This is a genomic window from Acetivibrio clariflavus DSM 19732, from assembly GCF_000237085.1.
GTDB lineage: Bacteria > Bacillota > Clostridia > Acetivibrionales > Acetivibrionaceae > Acetivibrio > Acetivibrio clariflavus.
The window spans coordinates 1672087-1687059 of sequence record NC_016627.1 but is presented as its reverse complement, the minus strand read 5'-3'; the positions used below and the strand labels follow the sequence as shown (position 1 = coordinate 1687059).

12 protein-coding genes and 1 tRNA gene are annotated in these 14973 nt (G+C 34.9%); 1 reads left to right on the top strand and 12 read right to left on the bottom strand.

Translation table 11 applies throughout. The features are described from left to right. Positions 1 to 181: 181 nt before the first annotated feature. The 3 genes from CLOCL_RS07185 to proC are packed head-to-tail and all read right to left on the bottom strand — an operon-like array spanning position 182 to position 2012. Complete coding sequence (locus CLOCL_RS07185) at positions 182 to 730, bottom strand: NUDIX domain-containing protein (RefSeq protein ID WP_014254727.1); 549 nt, start codon at positions 728 to 730, stop codon at positions 182 to 184. Positions 731 to 744: 14 nt separating this feature from the next. Then, positions 745 to 1185 (bottom strand): ribonuclease HI, encoded by a 441-nt coding sequence (rnhA, locus tag CLOCL_RS07180; RefSeq protein WP_014254726.1) that lies wholly within the window; start codon positions 1183 to 1185, stop codon positions 745 to 747. Positions 1186 to 1196: 11 nt separating this feature from the next. Then, positions 1197 to 2012: a pyrroline-5-carboxylate reductase gene (gene proC, locus CLOCL_RS07175; RefSeq protein WP_014254725.1), complete on the bottom strand. Its 816-nt coding sequence runs from the start codon at positions 2010 to 2012 to the stop codon at positions 1197 to 1199. A gap of 277 nt (positions 2013 to 2289) precedes the next feature. On the opposite strand from proC, the gene CLOCL_RS07170 reads away from it, so the two are divergent. Next, positions 2290 to 2365: transfer RNA gene (locus tag CLOCL_RS07170), tRNA-Trp, on the top strand. An 88-nt stretch (positions 2366 to 2453) separates the two neighbouring features. Here CLOCL_RS07170 and CLOCL_RS07165 read toward each other — a convergent pair. The 9 genes from CLOCL_RS07165 to recA form a co-directional block, all read right to left on the bottom strand. After that, on the bottom strand, positions 2454 to 4604 hold the full coding sequence (locus CLOCL_RS07165) for a sensor histidine kinase (RefSeq protein ID WP_014254724.1): 2151 nt from the start codon (positions 4602 to 4604) through the stop codon (positions 2454 to 2456). A 193-nt stretch (positions 4605 to 4797) separates the two neighbouring features. Continuing rightward, a complete protein-coding gene (locus CLOCL_RS07160; protein WP_014254723.1) occupies positions 4798 to 5919 on the bottom strand; it encodes a hypothetical protein in 1122 nt (373 codons plus the stop codon). Between the two features lie 7 nt (positions 5920 to 5926). Beyond that, positions 5927 to 6844: an acyl-CoA dehydratase activase-related protein gene (locus tag CLOCL_RS07155; protein ID WP_014254722.1), complete on the bottom strand. Its 918-nt coding sequence runs from the start codon at positions 6842 to 6844 to the stop codon at positions 5927 to 5929. A gap of 334 nt (positions 6845 to 7178) precedes the next feature. Continuing rightward, positions 7179 to 8468, bottom strand: coding sequence for a Ger(x)C family spore germination protein (locus tag CLOCL_RS07145; protein ID WP_014254720.1), 1290 nt, complete (start codon positions 8466 to 8468; stop codon positions 7179 to 7181). Next, positions 8452 to 9561: a GerAB/ArcD/ProY family transporter gene (locus tag CLOCL_RS07140; RefSeq protein WP_041715530.1), complete on the bottom strand. Its 1110-nt coding sequence runs from the start codon at positions 9559 to 9561 to the stop codon at positions 8452 to 8454. The genes CLOCL_RS07145 and CLOCL_RS07140 overlap by 17 nt, the downstream gene beginning before the upstream one ends. Positions 9562 to 9628: 67 nt before the next feature. Further along, positions 9629 to 11488 carry a spore germination protein gene (locus CLOCL_RS07135; protein ID WP_041714990.1) on the bottom strand — a complete coding sequence of 620 codons (1860 nt, stop codon included), beginning with the start codon at positions 11486 to 11488 and terminating at the stop codon, positions 9629 to 9631. A gap of 217 nt (positions 11489 to 11705) precedes the next feature. Next, positions 11706 to 12569 carry a protease modulator HflC gene (hflC, locus tag CLOCL_RS07130; RefSeq protein ID WP_014254717.1) on the bottom strand — a complete coding sequence of 288 codons (864 nt, stop codon included), beginning with the start codon at positions 12567 to 12569 and terminating at the stop codon, positions 11706 to 11708. 1 nt (position 12570) lies between these two features. Beyond that, positions 12571 to 13536: an FtsH protease activity modulator HflK gene (gene hflK, locus CLOCL_RS07125; RefSeq protein ID WP_014254716.1), complete on the bottom strand. Its 966-nt coding sequence runs from the start codon at positions 13534 to 13536 to the stop codon at positions 12571 to 12573. Between the two features lie 317 nt (positions 13537 to 13853). After that, on the bottom strand, positions 13854 to 14912 hold the full coding sequence (gene recA, locus CLOCL_RS07120) for a recombinase RecA (protein ID WP_014254715.1): 1059 nt from the start codon (positions 14910 to 14912) through the stop codon (positions 13854 to 13856). Positions 14913 to 14973: the final 61 nt, after the last annotated feature.

Sequence of the window (14973 nt, the reverse complement as noted above, 5' to 3'; positions counted from 1 at the left end):
TTATATTAAATTTAAATGCCTGAAAGATTTTAGAAATCACCTTATTTACTTAATCCTATTTAAATTCTATGACGATAAAAATAAAAAAATTACAATACATATTAATGTATTGTAAACTTTACTTAAATTAAAAGAAAAAGACTCGATTTTAAGGAATATTTATTTTTTGAAAGGCTTAGAATTATATTTTTATCTCACCTTTTATTAATTTTTCTGCCAGCAAAATTCCTATTATAGTCTTTGCATCAGTTATTTCTTTTTTTAAGATCATATCAACAAGGGTGCTGACAGGATATTTCTCCGCTGAAATGAATTCATCTTCATCGGCACAGGATTCGCCTTGCTGCAAATCTCTTGCTACATACATATACAACACTTCATTGGTAAAACCCGGTGCACTGTGTATATTTATCAAATGCTTTATATCCTTAGTTTCAAGTCCCGTCTCTTCCTTTAGTTCCCTCACAGCGCAATCAAGCGGGTCTTCTCCTTTATCCAGCTTTCCTGCAGGAATTTCCAACGATACCTTATCAATAGGTTTTCTATATTGCCTAACCATATATATTTGTCCGTCTTCTGTCATCGGTATCACAACCGATGCACCCGGGTGAATTACTACATCCCGGGTTGCTTCCTTCCCGTTGGGAAGCAGCACACTCCACGACTCCACACCTATGAAATTTCCCTGATATATCTGCTTTTTCGATAAAGTCTTTTCTTCATAATTCATATCAATGCCTCCATTTATGATCTGTTCTTTTTTATTTCACCGGTTGCTAGCAAGTCACATCTGTTATTGTACTCATTATCCGAATGTCCCTTGACTTTTATCCACTTTATTTTATGTATGTTGCTTAACCGGTCAAGTTCTTTCCATAACTCTGAATTTTTAACCTCTTCCTTGCTGGAATTTTTCCAGCCGTTTAATTTCCAATTTTCTACCCAATTCTGATTAAAAGCGTTCACCAAGTATGCACTGTCACTGTAAAGTTCTACTTCACAAGGTTCTTTCAGCATTTTTAACGCTTCAATGGCTGCTTTAAGTTCCATCCTGTTATTGGTAGTATCTTTTTCAAAACCTGATATTTCTTTTTCCGCTTCTCCATATTTTAATATTGCACCCCATCCTCCATCTCCCGGGTTACCGGAGCAGGCGCCGTCTGTGTAAATTATAACTTTTTTCATAGGTACTCCTCTTACTCAAATTTTTTTCCTATCTCCCTGGCTTTTTTGGTACATTCGTTCATAGCTTCAATTACAGCATACCGGAATTTATTCTTTTCCAAAGTACTTACTGCTTCAATAGTTGTACCGGCCGGTGAGCATACCATGTCTTTAAGTTCTCCAGGATGCTTATTAGTCTCAAGTACCATCTTTGCAGAGCCAAGTACCGCCTGAGCCGCCAATTTATATGACAAGTTTCTGGGTATTCCCGACAATACTGCCGCATCGGCCATAGCCTCAATGAACATGAATACATATGCAGGGCTGCTGCTGGTAAGGGCTGTAACTTCACTCATTAGCTTCTCATCAAGCAATTCTGCCTTACCGAAACATGCAAATATCTTCATTACATATTCCAACTCGTCCTTTTCTATACTGCCATCCGGTGAAACAAGTGTCATTCCCTCTCCCACCAATGCAGGCGTATTAGGCATTGTGCGTATAACCTTTTTGTCCTCACCTATTATCTTTTTATAGAATTTTATCGGAACACCAACAGCAACCGAAACAAGAATTTTTCTGTCATTAAAAGAATCTTTACACTTTTCAAGCACTGTTTCAAGTATATTGGGCTTTACAGCAAGTATTACAATATCACTTTTTTCCACTACCTCTTTTTCACTTTTCAAAATACTTATTCCGGTTTCATCTTTAAGTTTTGAAAGTCTTTCCTCATCTACATCGTAAACGTATATTCGGTCAGTCTTAACAATATTAGATTGAGCTATGCTTTTTAACATTGCATATCCCATATTTCCGGCACCAATAAATCCTATTGCTTTATCCATAATGTCCTCCTTAAGTTAAACATATTTTTCAAAGCTTTTGTATAGGCTATCATTTTTCTTTCCTTAAACATTTTTCTCTAAATATATTATCACAAATTCCTCAATGTAAATAAATAAATTCTAATTTTAATATGTTTCTTAAAAAACATAATTTAATTCATTGACTTATCGGAACAGATTTTTCTTTTTCAAATAAGGGGGTCAAAGTTTTTTTAAATTTTATAAAAAAACCCCATTGACATAAATTTAATCTTGTTGTATACTATAAAAGCGTCGAAGGGGAGTAGTTCAATTGGTAGAGCAACGGTCTCCAAAACCGTGAGCTGCGGGTTCGAGTCCTGTCTCCCCTGCCAGATATAAAAAGCCATGGTTATAACCATGGCTTTTGTATTATATTTTTGTATCCGGATTTCACTTAATATCCTTTTATTTTCCTTTTGCTCATATGTTTGAAAGTTCTATATTTATGTTTTCTTCAATTCTTTTTTCAATCTCCGCTTCAGTTTCGTTGTAATCCATGTAAGCCTCATTGCTTAAAATTCTGACGGGTATAAAAATTTTGAATGTGGAACCTACTCCAACTTCACTTTCCACTTCAATCCTTCCATCATGCATTTCCACAAAGGATTTCACAAGAGCTAATCCTATTCCAGTACCCTCATGTACTCTGGTCAGGGAATTATCAACTTGCTTAAACCTTTCAAAAATCAGTTCAAATTTGTCCTTCGGTATGCCAATGCCGGTATCGGAAACAGTTATTAAAACTTCGGTTTCCTTGTTATATACATTTACCTTTATCTGTCCGCCTTCTTCAGTAAACTTGATTGCATTGGACAAAAGATTCAGAATGATTCTTTCAATTTTGTCCACATCACAGGCAGTAACAATCTCTTCAGTATCGGTATCAAACATTAAGTTAATTTGTCTGTTTCTCGTATAGGACCACACCGACATTGTAACTTTCTCAACAATTCTCACAATATTGCAGTTTCGAAGTCTAAGCTTTTCACACCCCGATTCTATTTTAGATATTTCAAGAAGATTGTTTGCAGTCTTCAAAAGCTTGTAGGAATTGTTTTTCATTATTGAAATATATTTACTTAACTTCTCTTTATCAATTTTCACACTGGAATTGGAATCGGGCAATGACTCCATAATTTTTAAAGTACAGAGAATAATGCTGAGAGGTGTCCTAAACTCATGGGACAAATTAATTATATAGTCAGTTTTCAGCTTATCCATCTCTGTTACTTCCTGCAAAAGTCTCTTGCTCTCGTCAACACTGTGCTTCATCTCTTCAAACTCTTTTCTTTGCGTTATATCTCTTATTACACTTAAGAAAACGGTTTTATTATCAATATTATATGAAGTTGTGATAACTTCAATACAAAAATGGTGACTATCCCTTTGCAATATCTCTTCAAATATAATGGGAAATTCGCAATTATCCGCTTCATTCATCTTTGATTTATATTTATTAAAATTATTTTCATCAAGCAGTTCATACAAACTTTTCGAAAGTACCTCCGAATTGTCTTCAAATCCGAACAATTCTACTCCAGCTTTATTAACAAACAGAATTTTTTCTCTATCATGTAAAAGTACTGCATCGGGCATAAATTCCAAAAGATTTTTGTATCTTTCTTCACTCTTCCTTAGCAACTCTTCTATTCTCATACACTCCTGAACTTCACGCATAAGACTTTTATTTACAGCTTCAAGTTCAATTGTCTTTTGTTCAAGTTCTCTATTTTTTCTGTCCAGTTCACTGAACAAAATTGATATAGGCTTAATTATAACTCCTATAGATACCGCTTGATAAATCACACAAAGGGAGAAAAATTTCAATATATGAGCTAATATTGTCGCCAAGTCAGTAACCTGCTGAGCTGAAACAAATAAAACCTCAGCAAGCAATCTTAAAACTATATACGAAAAAATATAAACAAACAAATTTTCCCCAAAATTCTGCCTCTTTTTGTAGCAAATAAACAATAATAAAGTATACAAACAAAAAAGTATGAATTCACAAAGTATCTTAAAAGGTGATGAATCGGCATTATCGTATGCACACTGAGGAAATATGCCAAAGTATATTGTTGAGAGCAAAAATACAGAAACCACAGTATAGGGTACAAGCAATCTTTTAATGCTGAGATTTTTCTTCAGGGTATTAGCCGGTATAACCAGCATTACCAAAAGAGCTATAGCATCAAAGAATTTACCTATAACCGAAATTTGAACCGATAGATCATAACTGTCTGATGAAAGAATATTTATCCCGGCATAAGAAAAAACATGAAATATCTGAAAAATACTTGTAAATAAAAACAAAGCTCCCAAATATAAATAAAACCCGTTTTTCATAATCCTGGAGCTATGATATACCGCTATTGCGACCCCAAAACCGATAAAAATTCCTAAAATCTCTATTAATGAATGAAAAAACAGGTAATTTTTTAACCCAATATATAAGTAAAGCAAAACTATCGCAGAAGAAATTATAATCTTTTTCCAAAAGCATAAACTCTCTCTCTGAACCAGTTTCAACTCAACCCCTGCGATATTTCCTTTTTCATGCTTAACCTGCATTTGATCCCCCCTATTTCATTGAAATTATAAAGGTAATAAAATTAAAGCCCAAATTGTCTACTTATATATTTTTTGATAATAATCATCACAAAACAGATTAATTCATTTCAATTGGAGCGTTAAAACCATTATACAGGAATAATTTTAATTTTTACAATAATAATTTAAAATTATTTTTATGCTTTCAATAGAATCAGTAATTTATATCATAAGCTGATTTTGCAAATAAAACTGTTTTTCTCCTTCTCATTTCCAGCATGTCGACAAAAGCTTCGAGCCTGGTTTTATATCCTTCCTCTCCGGTCATTTCATCAACAATCAAAGTCATAACCGGAATTTTATATTTCCTTTGTACCTCGATAAGGACATTTTGTGCAATTATTTCGGGCATACAAGTAAAAGGATAAATCTGGATAACACCGTCATATTTCCTTTTCGCAGATATTACAGAAGCCCCTATTGTTTGAATTCCATGTCCTCCAATATCGTCAGTATTAATAAATTCCCGACCTGCAGCAAGCAATTTGTCTTTTATTTTGACGGGCAGATTATTTATTATAAAATGATTCAGTATCCACTTGCTTATACCTAAAAAATTATGTACCTCTACCCCCATATTCCCTAACTTTTTCTCAATCTCAAAATTTATTCCGGGATGGGATGCAGCATAAATTTCTCCAACAATTGCAACCTTTAGTGTTTTCTTTTTCCGGTCAACAGGTATTTCACTAAGCTGTTTCCTTGCAGACTTTATTACATGGATTATATTTCTGTAGCCATGCGCTTTTTGAACTTTTTTTTGAAATTCGGAAATAATTCTGTCGGTATCTCCTTTGTTAACCTCACGGCATCTCGTATATCCTGCCAATCGGTTAAGGTTGTCCACCAAAAAAACCGTTTTGGTTGCATACAATATCCCCTTTATTATATCAAAAGCACTTTTCCCTTCTGTCAAAGGACTAATTTTCTCCAGAATACCTTTTACTGTCATATTGGTAGTATCAAGGCACACAAATTTTACATCGTAATTCAAATTTTCAACAATTTTAGAAAGAAGGTCTCCATAGTACCCAAATCTGCACTGCCCCTTTCCGCCTCCAAAGAGTATAAAATCTGCTCCATTTCTGATTCCGTAAATAAGGTCCCCCAATATTGTTTTAAAAGGTAAACAGGCAAACTCAGGTGAATTTGCCACCCCCAGTTCCATTGTTTCTTTTGCATTTAAAGGAGGTACGACATACTCTATTCCAACAGTATCCAACAGCACCTTTATAGGCACATACATGTTTCCCATATGGGGAAAGGTTATCTTCATATACTCATCACCCTATCATATCTATAAATGCTTCAAGTCTTGTATCAAAACCAGCTTCTCCGGTGTGTTCGTCAACAGTAAGTTTAAGTATGGGAAGTCCTTGATTTTTGGATTTAATATCAAGTTCAATAAACTCCATTATAAAAGCATCCAATCCGCACGCAAACGGTGTAAGATATACAATTCCCTTTACTCTTTCATCCTTTGCGCAGGTAAAAGCGCTTCCCAAAAGCTCAAATCCTATATCCCAAAAAGTTTTTCCCTGGTATGGATGAGCATTTCGCCGTTTTGTCTCATAATCGATATCCCAAGGTGTAAAAACTTCAATGTTTTTTCTTTCAAGTTTTTCAATAAGTCGCATACTTATGAAATTGTCATAGATCATATAGGGATGCCCAAGCAATATAATTACGTTTTTATTATTAACTTCCTTTTTTACGTTTGCTTTATTTTTTTTAGCCATTAACTGTGTATGTCTTTCCCAGGTCGCATTAAATGCTTTCAACACCTTCTCTGAATCTATTTTTAAAGTTTGCGCTAATTTAACAAGGCTTTCTTTTGTCTCATCGCGACAAGAGTTCATGTTTATTTTTATCTCTAAAATTTTAATTTGATCACCCAAATTTACCGCTATCATATCCGGAAGACCGCACAATTTAGGGCATGTATATTCATTTTTTCCGGTACTTTGATACCTGGGTATGAAAACATAATCAACTTTATCTTTAAGGCTCATCACATGCCCATGAAAAACTTTCACAGGAAGACAAGTCTCATTGCTGCAGCATTTTATGCCATCATCCATTATTTTCCTGTTGGTGTCTTGAGACAAAATTACCTCAAAACCCAGAATTTTAAAGAATTCTTCCCATATTGAACTATATTCAAAAAAAAACATACCTTTTGGTATTCCTATGGTTGCCATTATCTGAACCTCTTTACCGATAAAATTTTTATATCTGCATAAATCAAGTCAACACTGTCATCATGAATATTGATCCATTAAGAATTCAATTTCTCTAATATGATTCAGTATTATACTTCGTGCAATTAATCTATTTTAGGATGAAAAAAATACTGTAAAGGGGCAAGACTAACTCTACTATTGCAATAATAACTATTGCTATGGCACCTGTCCTGTTTTTTCTATCCCAAGTCCATTTGCCATAACTCAATGTTTTTATGAAAATCCACAAAAGAAATATAATCAATACAATTAAGTAAAAAGGTTTCATTATCAACCCTTCTTTCCCTAAATATTATTTATTGCTTCTTACTTCAGTAACTGTTCTTACAATAAGTCCCGGCCTTCTTATTGCTACATCTACTTCTACATCATAGGTTGCTTCTTTATATTTGGAAAGCCAGTCAAATTCCTGCCATTCTTGCCAAGTAAGAAACTTTCCTTTAACTTTATTGCCAAAACCATTGGTATCTGTTTTAAACACTTTAGTACTTTTATCCAGATATTTGATTATTCCATCTTTTATATAAGCCTCTGTAGCACTTTGAAGCAACTTTACATTTTCACCACTTTCATAATTTATTCCGCTTTGTACCGATAAAATATCTCCTTCAAGATGTACTTTCACAATGAGTTTCGGCTTATCACCAATCATTTCAACTTTCTTTTCGGTTAGTCTGCTACGCCTTAGCTGCAGAACAACAAGATCATCTTTCTTTATAGGATCCGGCATTGTGAAATACATTGAGTTAAATTTACCTTCCACCATAAGATTATACGAAGTTTCTTCACCATCCAATTCTCCGACCATTTTTCCGCCGTCAAATATTGCCAGTCCCATTATCTCAATATTAAGACCACCCAACTTTGGCAAATCCCCTGCTTTAAAATCCCCTTCCAGAGGAAAGCTCCTGCCTTTCTCTTTGTAAGTTGAGCTACTTAAGTCAAACTCATCCGATGATTTATATTTACTTACATCAGCAAGAACCGCTACCGGCTGAATAGATGATCTTTCCGATTTATTATAAAAATCTATAAGCTGCGTGTCAGTAGTAAATCCTGTATACCGATAAGCATCAAGTAATAACTCATAATACTTTGCCGGATTGGTCTCAAGCTTCGGTTTGACTGCATCGATGAATTCTTCCGCAGAACACCTTGACACAATGATACTTACATTTGGACGAAATTCCCTGTTTCTTATCATTGCATGTAAATACTTAGAAATACCTTCTTGTGCAATTTCTTGAGAAAAAACAATAACTTTTATATGGGAAAGGTTAATCTGTTTGCTTATAAAAGAATTAAGCATATTTAAACCCGAATATATGCTAGGTGTTTCAACAGCAATAACCGTCGAGCTGCTTTCTCCATCTCCCCCTCCTCCCGACTCTCCACCGGCTATATTTGTAGGAACTGCTATTTGCATAGTCATCCTCAATTCATTAGTACTGCCTTTATCAAATCCCAATGCTATAGGGTAAGCCATATCGTCGGGCTCCCTTTTGTCAAAACATCCGGTCAATATGATGCATTGCAAGATGACAATAAGAATAAAAGCAAAAATTCTATACTTTACCGCCACACTTATCACCACCTTTTTTTCTTATAACCAGATTTGCAATTATCAATACTGCAATCGGAACAACAAAAGTGACAATCCAGGCAAACCGCCTTACAATTTCCCCTTCTATTCTAACCGAAGACATTAAACTTTCCGGCCAAAAACATATAGTAAACAAGATTACTGCAACAGGAATAGCTAAAGGTTGGTAATATTCCAATTTGAATGTCTTTTTAATTACATACAACAATAAATACAAACCTGCACTTAAGTAAGAAAATGCAGCTAAAGTCCACATAAGAATGAATATAGATTCAATTCTTTGAAAGAATCTCCCGAAAGCTACATATCTAGCCAAATGCAAATATGGAATAAAATACTCGGTAGATGTCGGATAAGGCACTACCAGTATGTAAAGCAAGGTTCCTAAAGTCAATAAAATACCGGTAATTATTAGACTGTTGTATCCGATTTTTTTAAAGTCTTTTTTATTTCCTACAAAAGGGGTAATAAAAAATATTGAACTAAGAGCTGAATAAATTGATATTCTGGATATTTCTTTAACAAAAATTTTATCTATCCCAGTTCCAAATATAGGTAATAGATTTGTAGCATCCATGAAATGGATATTACCTAAAAAGACAATAAGAAGAGCCACAGCCGTAATTGGCAGAATAATTACATTAATTCTCACAATGCTCTCAATACCCACATAGGAAGCTATAATCATTACTATAATAAAGAACATAATTACAAAGCTTAAAGGAGACTGATTTAAAGCAAATATTTTTATATCCTCCCCAAATATTCTTAACAAAACAGATAATATAAAAATGTAGTTTAATATAAAAATTATTCCGATTACCAAACGTCCAATGCTTCCCCCTGCAACCTGGGCAATATCAATTAAATCCTTGCCTTCGAATTTTGAATACAATTTTGAAATGAAGAAGAAGATAAGTAAGCTAATTATTAATGTATATAAAGGTATCATCCAGCCTGCCGGGCCGCCAGCTTCAGTCATTCTGCGCGGCAGTCCCAAAAATAGCTGCATACTCATAGCATTTACAATCATAAAAGTTGCTTCAACGTTACCGAAACGGATATCATTCAATTGAAAAACCTCCCCTCCATAATTTTTACTATAAGCAAATTTTATTTTTCTAATACAACTATTTATATTACTTCTTTTCGTCATTTTTCATCCACTTTATGCTGATTTCAGGTTGTTTTCTATTTTTCTTCACATTAAGATAATCTGCACGTTTTTCCTGTTTCCATATAGGTGCCCTAAAAATCTGGTCCGACATAGCTCCTTTTGTTACAGGACCTAAAGGAGATAAAAACGGAACACCGAATGATTTGGCTGCAGCCAGCCATATCCCCTGTAAATAAAGTCCTGCCGTTATTCCAAAAAAACCTGCAGTTGCACCGAGGAAAATATATGCAAACCTTAATACTCTGTACGCATACCCCAAACTGAAATTGGGAATTGCAAAAGAGCCTATACCTGTAACAGCCACTATAATAATCAGAATGGGACTTACAATATTTGCTGCAACAGCCGCCTGACCAAGTATTAAACCTCCGATTATACCCAGAGTAGGCCCAAGCGGTCCCGGTATTCTTACTCCGGCTTCCCTAATAAACTCAAAGGCAAATTCCATAATAAGTATTTCTACCAGTGAAGGAAAAGGTACCCTCTCCCTGGATGCTTCAATGGCAAACAAAAGATCTGTCGGAATCATCTCATGATGATAATTGGTTATTGCAACAAATAACCCGGGAAGCAATAGCGACATTGCTACGGCACACACCCTTATTATTCTAACTAAATTGGCATAGGGAAACCTAATATAGGAATCCTCCGACGAATGGAAAAGGTCAATATGGGTTGCAGGCATTACCAATGCAAATGGGCTTCCCTGGACAATAACCGCAACCTTGCCTTCAGTAAGCATGGCAGCAACCCTGTCAGGCCTTTCGGTAGCCATAATTTGCGGCACAGCCAGAAAAGAGTTATCTTCAATAAGTTGTTCCAACTCTCCCGAGTCAATCAGGTAGTCTATATCTACTCCATTAAGCCGTCTTCTAACCTCATCCACCAGGGAGTCATTTGCAATATCTTTTATATACATAAGGGCACATGGTGTTCTGCTTCGTTTGCCGACAGCTATATTTTCAACCACCAATGCAGCATCCTTTAAAATTTTTCTGATAAGACCTGTATTGGTCCTTAAAGATTCATTAAACCCTTCCTGAGGTCCGCGGATAACCATTTCGGTATTGGGCCGATCTATTCCACGGCCTTTCCATCCTTTTATATCTGCTGTAAAGGCTACATCAATACCGTCTATAAAAATACCGCAGCCTCCAAAATTTACATCACCAACAATTTCACTAAAATCTTCTACTATCTTTACCTGATTGTGAGGAAGCAAACGACTCTTTACAATTTCCTCAACATCGTATTCATCCTCTTTTATATCTAAATTAGACAGCAGCATTAACGGCTGCAAGATTGCCATATCCATTACATCTGTGTTTACCAGGCCGTCTATAAAAATAATACAAGCCGGAATGGTCTTGTCCTTTACGGTTATATGGAACTCCCTTATAACTACATCAGCACTAGCCGGTACAGTATATTTTTGCTTTAGATATGCAATATTATCTGACAGTTTTTTACTAACTTTTGTCATTGAACTGACATCTTTTTGCTCTTCCTCTTTTTCTTTCTTTTCATTGTCTTCACATTCGCACTTTTCTTCCTTCTTGTTATCCTTTGCACCAATTTGCATAATAGGTGCAAACTGCGATTTTATACCTCTCTTTTTAGATCCGGTGCTCTCATTTCTTTTTATATTCTCACTATTGCCTTCTGATTGTCCTTTTTCAGATTCAACCTTTTTCTCATCCGAGTCGTTATCTTCTCTATGATCCCTTGTCTCACTTTCTTTTTCTTTAAGTATAAATTTTTCAAATTTTTCAGGTTCTTTAAAGGTAAACCAATCTTTTATCAGTTTTTTGATATCTGCCAAAAAACCCACTCCTTAGAAATATGTATTTATTTGTTAAGTACCGATTTAATGTAAATTATTAGCCTAAATTCAGTTTATACACCTCTGTTGGAAATTGATTTTAATAATCATATTATGAATACATTGTCATAAAAATATTCATAAAAATAGAACTGCCAATAAAGTTGAAATTCATACTTTATTGGCAGTTCTTTAAAAACTAAAAGCAGCAAACCGATTATTTATCGCTTATAAGATATTTTGTAATCGGTGAATCCAGCGGAAGTACAAGAGTTTTTTCCCCTTTTAAGGAAGTTTTCATTGCTTCAAGGGACCTTATAAATTCATAAAACTCCATCTTTTCACCGGAATAGGCATCGGCCAAAATCTTCATGTATTCTGCCTCTCCCTCACCTAAAAGTTCCTGTTCCTTTGCCTTAGCCTGAGAAATCAATATGGCTACTTCCTTATCCACTTCGTTTTTAATTTTCTGTGCTTCATATTCTCCTTCGGCAATAAACTGCTCAGCAATTTTTTCCCTTTCGGATATCATTCTCTTATAAACCGATTCCTCATTTTCAATGGGCAAGTCAAGCTTTTTTATTTTAACATCTATAATGTCAATACCGTAATGTTTAATTTGATTTGCCACTTCTTCCTTAACCGTTGCATTAAACTCCCCTCTTGCGGAAAGCTTTTCATTTATTATACTGTTCTGCTTCAATGTACCCATTGTGTTCTTAACTGCATTGTATACTGCTGCATCTATTCTTTTTTCAGCTTCTGACACAAGACCTACCGATTTATAAAACTCCAAAGGATCGCTAATCTTCCACACTACATAATTGTCTACAACCATGGCTTTCTTATCTTCTGTCAAAACATTCGACGGCTGTAAATCATACAAAATTTTTTTCTTTGGAAGCTCAAATTTACTGTCTAAAAAAGGTACTTTAAAATACAACCCGGCTGAGTCTTTTATATCTATGACTTTACCAAATCTCTTTATACAAGCATATTCATCTTCTTTAACAATATAAGCACCCGTTAGAATCAATATAAGGGTTAAAAATACTACTACCGGAATAACAATCTTTTTCATATCAATTGTCCCCCTTATCATTAAAAGGCTTGAGCGGTAAAATCTTCTGTATCTGTCCCGAAGTATTCTCAATATAGACTGTAATACCCGGAAGCAATTCCTCCATTGCTTCAAGATACAGTCTCTTTTTTGTTATATCCTTATAATTCTTGTATTCATCATACATCTTTTGGAATTTTGCAACCTGACCTTTTGCTTCATTAATCCTTGTTTCTTTCTTCGATTCAGCATTTTTTATTATTTTATCGGCCTCTGCCTGTGCCTTCGGAAGCTCTGAATTTTTGTACTTGTTTGCTTCGTTTATAGCCGTCTCCTTGCTTTGCTTAGCATTTTCAACATTCTGAAACGCCTGTTTTACAGCATCTGTAGGCGGTTCGGAGTCCTGTACTTTTACATCAATCACCTGAATTCCTATATCATATTCATCAAGACAGCTCATAATTTTTTCCTTTATTTCGCTTTGTATGGCAACCTTGCCGCTTGTTAAAACCTCATCTATGGTTGAGGAACCAACAACAGACCTAGCTGCACTTAGACTCGTATTTCTCAAAATCCCTTCTGGGTCAGCAGATGAAAATAAATATTTTTGAGGATCGGAAATCTTCCACTCAATAAAAAAATCAATATTAATTATATTAAAGTCTCCAGTAATCATTTTAGATTCTTGATCTATCGAAATATAATTACCGTCAGATTGGCTTCTATACCCTAATTCCAGTTTCTGAGTTTTTTGCACAGGTACTTTTATAACTGATTGTATGGGGTCAGGTAATTTAAAATGTATGCCGGCACCTACAACATTGGTTACTTTTCCGAAAGTAAGCACTACAGCTTGCTGTTGATCATTTACCGTATAGGATGAACTGCTGACAATAATTAATAATACCAGTATCAAACCGGCAACCACTATAGCTTTAACAGGTATTTTAGGTATTCTTTTTTTAGGCTTTATATCTATAACTTCCATCACAATACCCCCTTGACTTAATTTTTTTAATCCAATTATTAACCGTTATTACTATATTTTATCTTCAACTCCTTCTATTAATTGCTATTTATTGTCATAATGCCGGGAAAACAATAATGAAAAGTTTTAATAATCTTTATATCATAATAAAGATAAGTTGTAAAGTTAAAAAAGGTGACAATCGTTAAAAAAAGTTATTTAGAAACAGTTACCTTCAAGATCTATAAACTGTTGCCATGATAAAAGACCTGGCGAGCTGCAGCGAACTTATTAACAAACAAATAAAGGGGCTAAAAGCCCCTCTACACTGATATACTTTATTTATTCTCCATATCTAAATCAAAATCTTCATCTTCATCATCTTCAATATGAGCATCTATACTTTTTACAAAAGCCTGGTTATAATTTTCTCTTATCTTATTCTCAATTTCATTTAATATCTGAGGATTTTCCATAAGGAACTGCTTTGCATTCTCTCTTCCCTGCCCGATTTTTTGGTTATTGTATGAAAACCATGCACCACTTTTATTTACAATATCCAAATTCACTGCAACATCTAAGATACTGCCTTCTTTGGAAATTCCCTTTCCGTATATTATATCGAATTCAGCTTCTTTAAAAGGTGGTGCAACTTTATTTTTTACCACTTTAACTTTTGTTCGGCTGCCAATAATTTCGGTACCTTGTTTTATAGAATCAATTTTCCTTACATCAAGTCTCACCGATGAATAGAATTTTAATGCTCTTCCACCCGGGGTAGTTTCCGGATTACCAAACATAATACCGACTTTTTCCCTAAGCTGGTTTATAAATATAGCTGTTGTTTTTGATTTGTTTATAACCCCCGAAAGCTTTCTTAATGCTTGAGACATAAGCCTTGCCTGAAGCCCAACATGGGCATCTCCCATTTCACCGTCTATTTCTGCTTTTGGAACTAACGCTGCAACCGAGTCTATTACAATTACATCTATGGCTCCACTTCTGACCAGAGCTTCTGCAATTTCCAGAGCCTGTTCCCCTGTATCAGGCTGCGATACAATCAGATTATCTATGTTAACACCGAGATTCTTCGCATATACAGGATCCAATGCATGCTCAGCATCAATAAACGCTGCCTCTCCTCCGGCTTTTTGAGCCTCTGCTATTATATGCAGTGCAACAGTTGTCTTACCTGAAGACTCAGGTCCAAATATTTCCACAATTCTGCCTCTGGGAACACCTCCGACTCCTAAGGCAATATCAAGTCCCATGGCACCGGTAGGTATCGTCTCTATATTCATATGGGTATTTTCACCCAATCTCATAACTGCACCTTTTCCAAACTGCTTTTCAATCTGACCCAAGGCCATCTCCAATGCTTTTTTCTTTTCAATCATCTCTTCATCCTCCTAACAAAGACATCGAACATGTGTTCTGTTTTTATTATACACTACTCAT

Coding starts and splice junctions, on each gene's coding strand:
- proC (WP_014254725.1), bottom strand. CDS start 2,012: ATGGATAAAGCAATAGGATTTATTGGTGCCGGAAATATGGGATATGCA.
- recA (WP_014254715.1), bottom strand. CDS start 14,912: ATGATTGAAAAGAAAAAAGCATTGGAGATGGCCTTGGGTCAGATTGAA.
- CLOCL_RS07160 (WP_014254723.1), bottom strand. CDS start 5,919: ATGAAGATAACCTTTCCCCATATGGGAAACATGTATGTGCCTATAAAG.
- rnhA (WP_014254726.1), bottom strand. CDS start 1,185: ATGAAAAAAGTTATAATTTACACAGACGGCGCCTGCTCCGGTAACCCG.
- CLOCL_RS07185 (WP_014254727.1), bottom strand. CDS start 730: ATGAATTATGAAGAAAAGACTTTATCGAAAAAGCAGATATATCAGGGA.
- CLOCL_RS07155 (WP_014254722.1), bottom strand. CDS start 6,844: ATGGCAACCATAGGAATACCAAAAGGTATGTTTTTTTTTGAATATAGT.
- CLOCL_RS07165 (WP_014254724.1), bottom strand. CDS start 4,604: ATGCAGGTTAAGCATGAAAAAGGAAATATCGCAGGGGTTGAGTTGAAA.
- hflC (WP_014254717.1), bottom strand. CDS start 12,569: ATGAAAAAGATTGTTATTCCGGTAGTAGTATTTTTAACCCTTATATTG.
- hflK (WP_014254716.1), bottom strand. CDS start 13,536: ATGGAAGTTATAGATATAAAGCCTAAAAAAAGAATACCTAAAATACCT.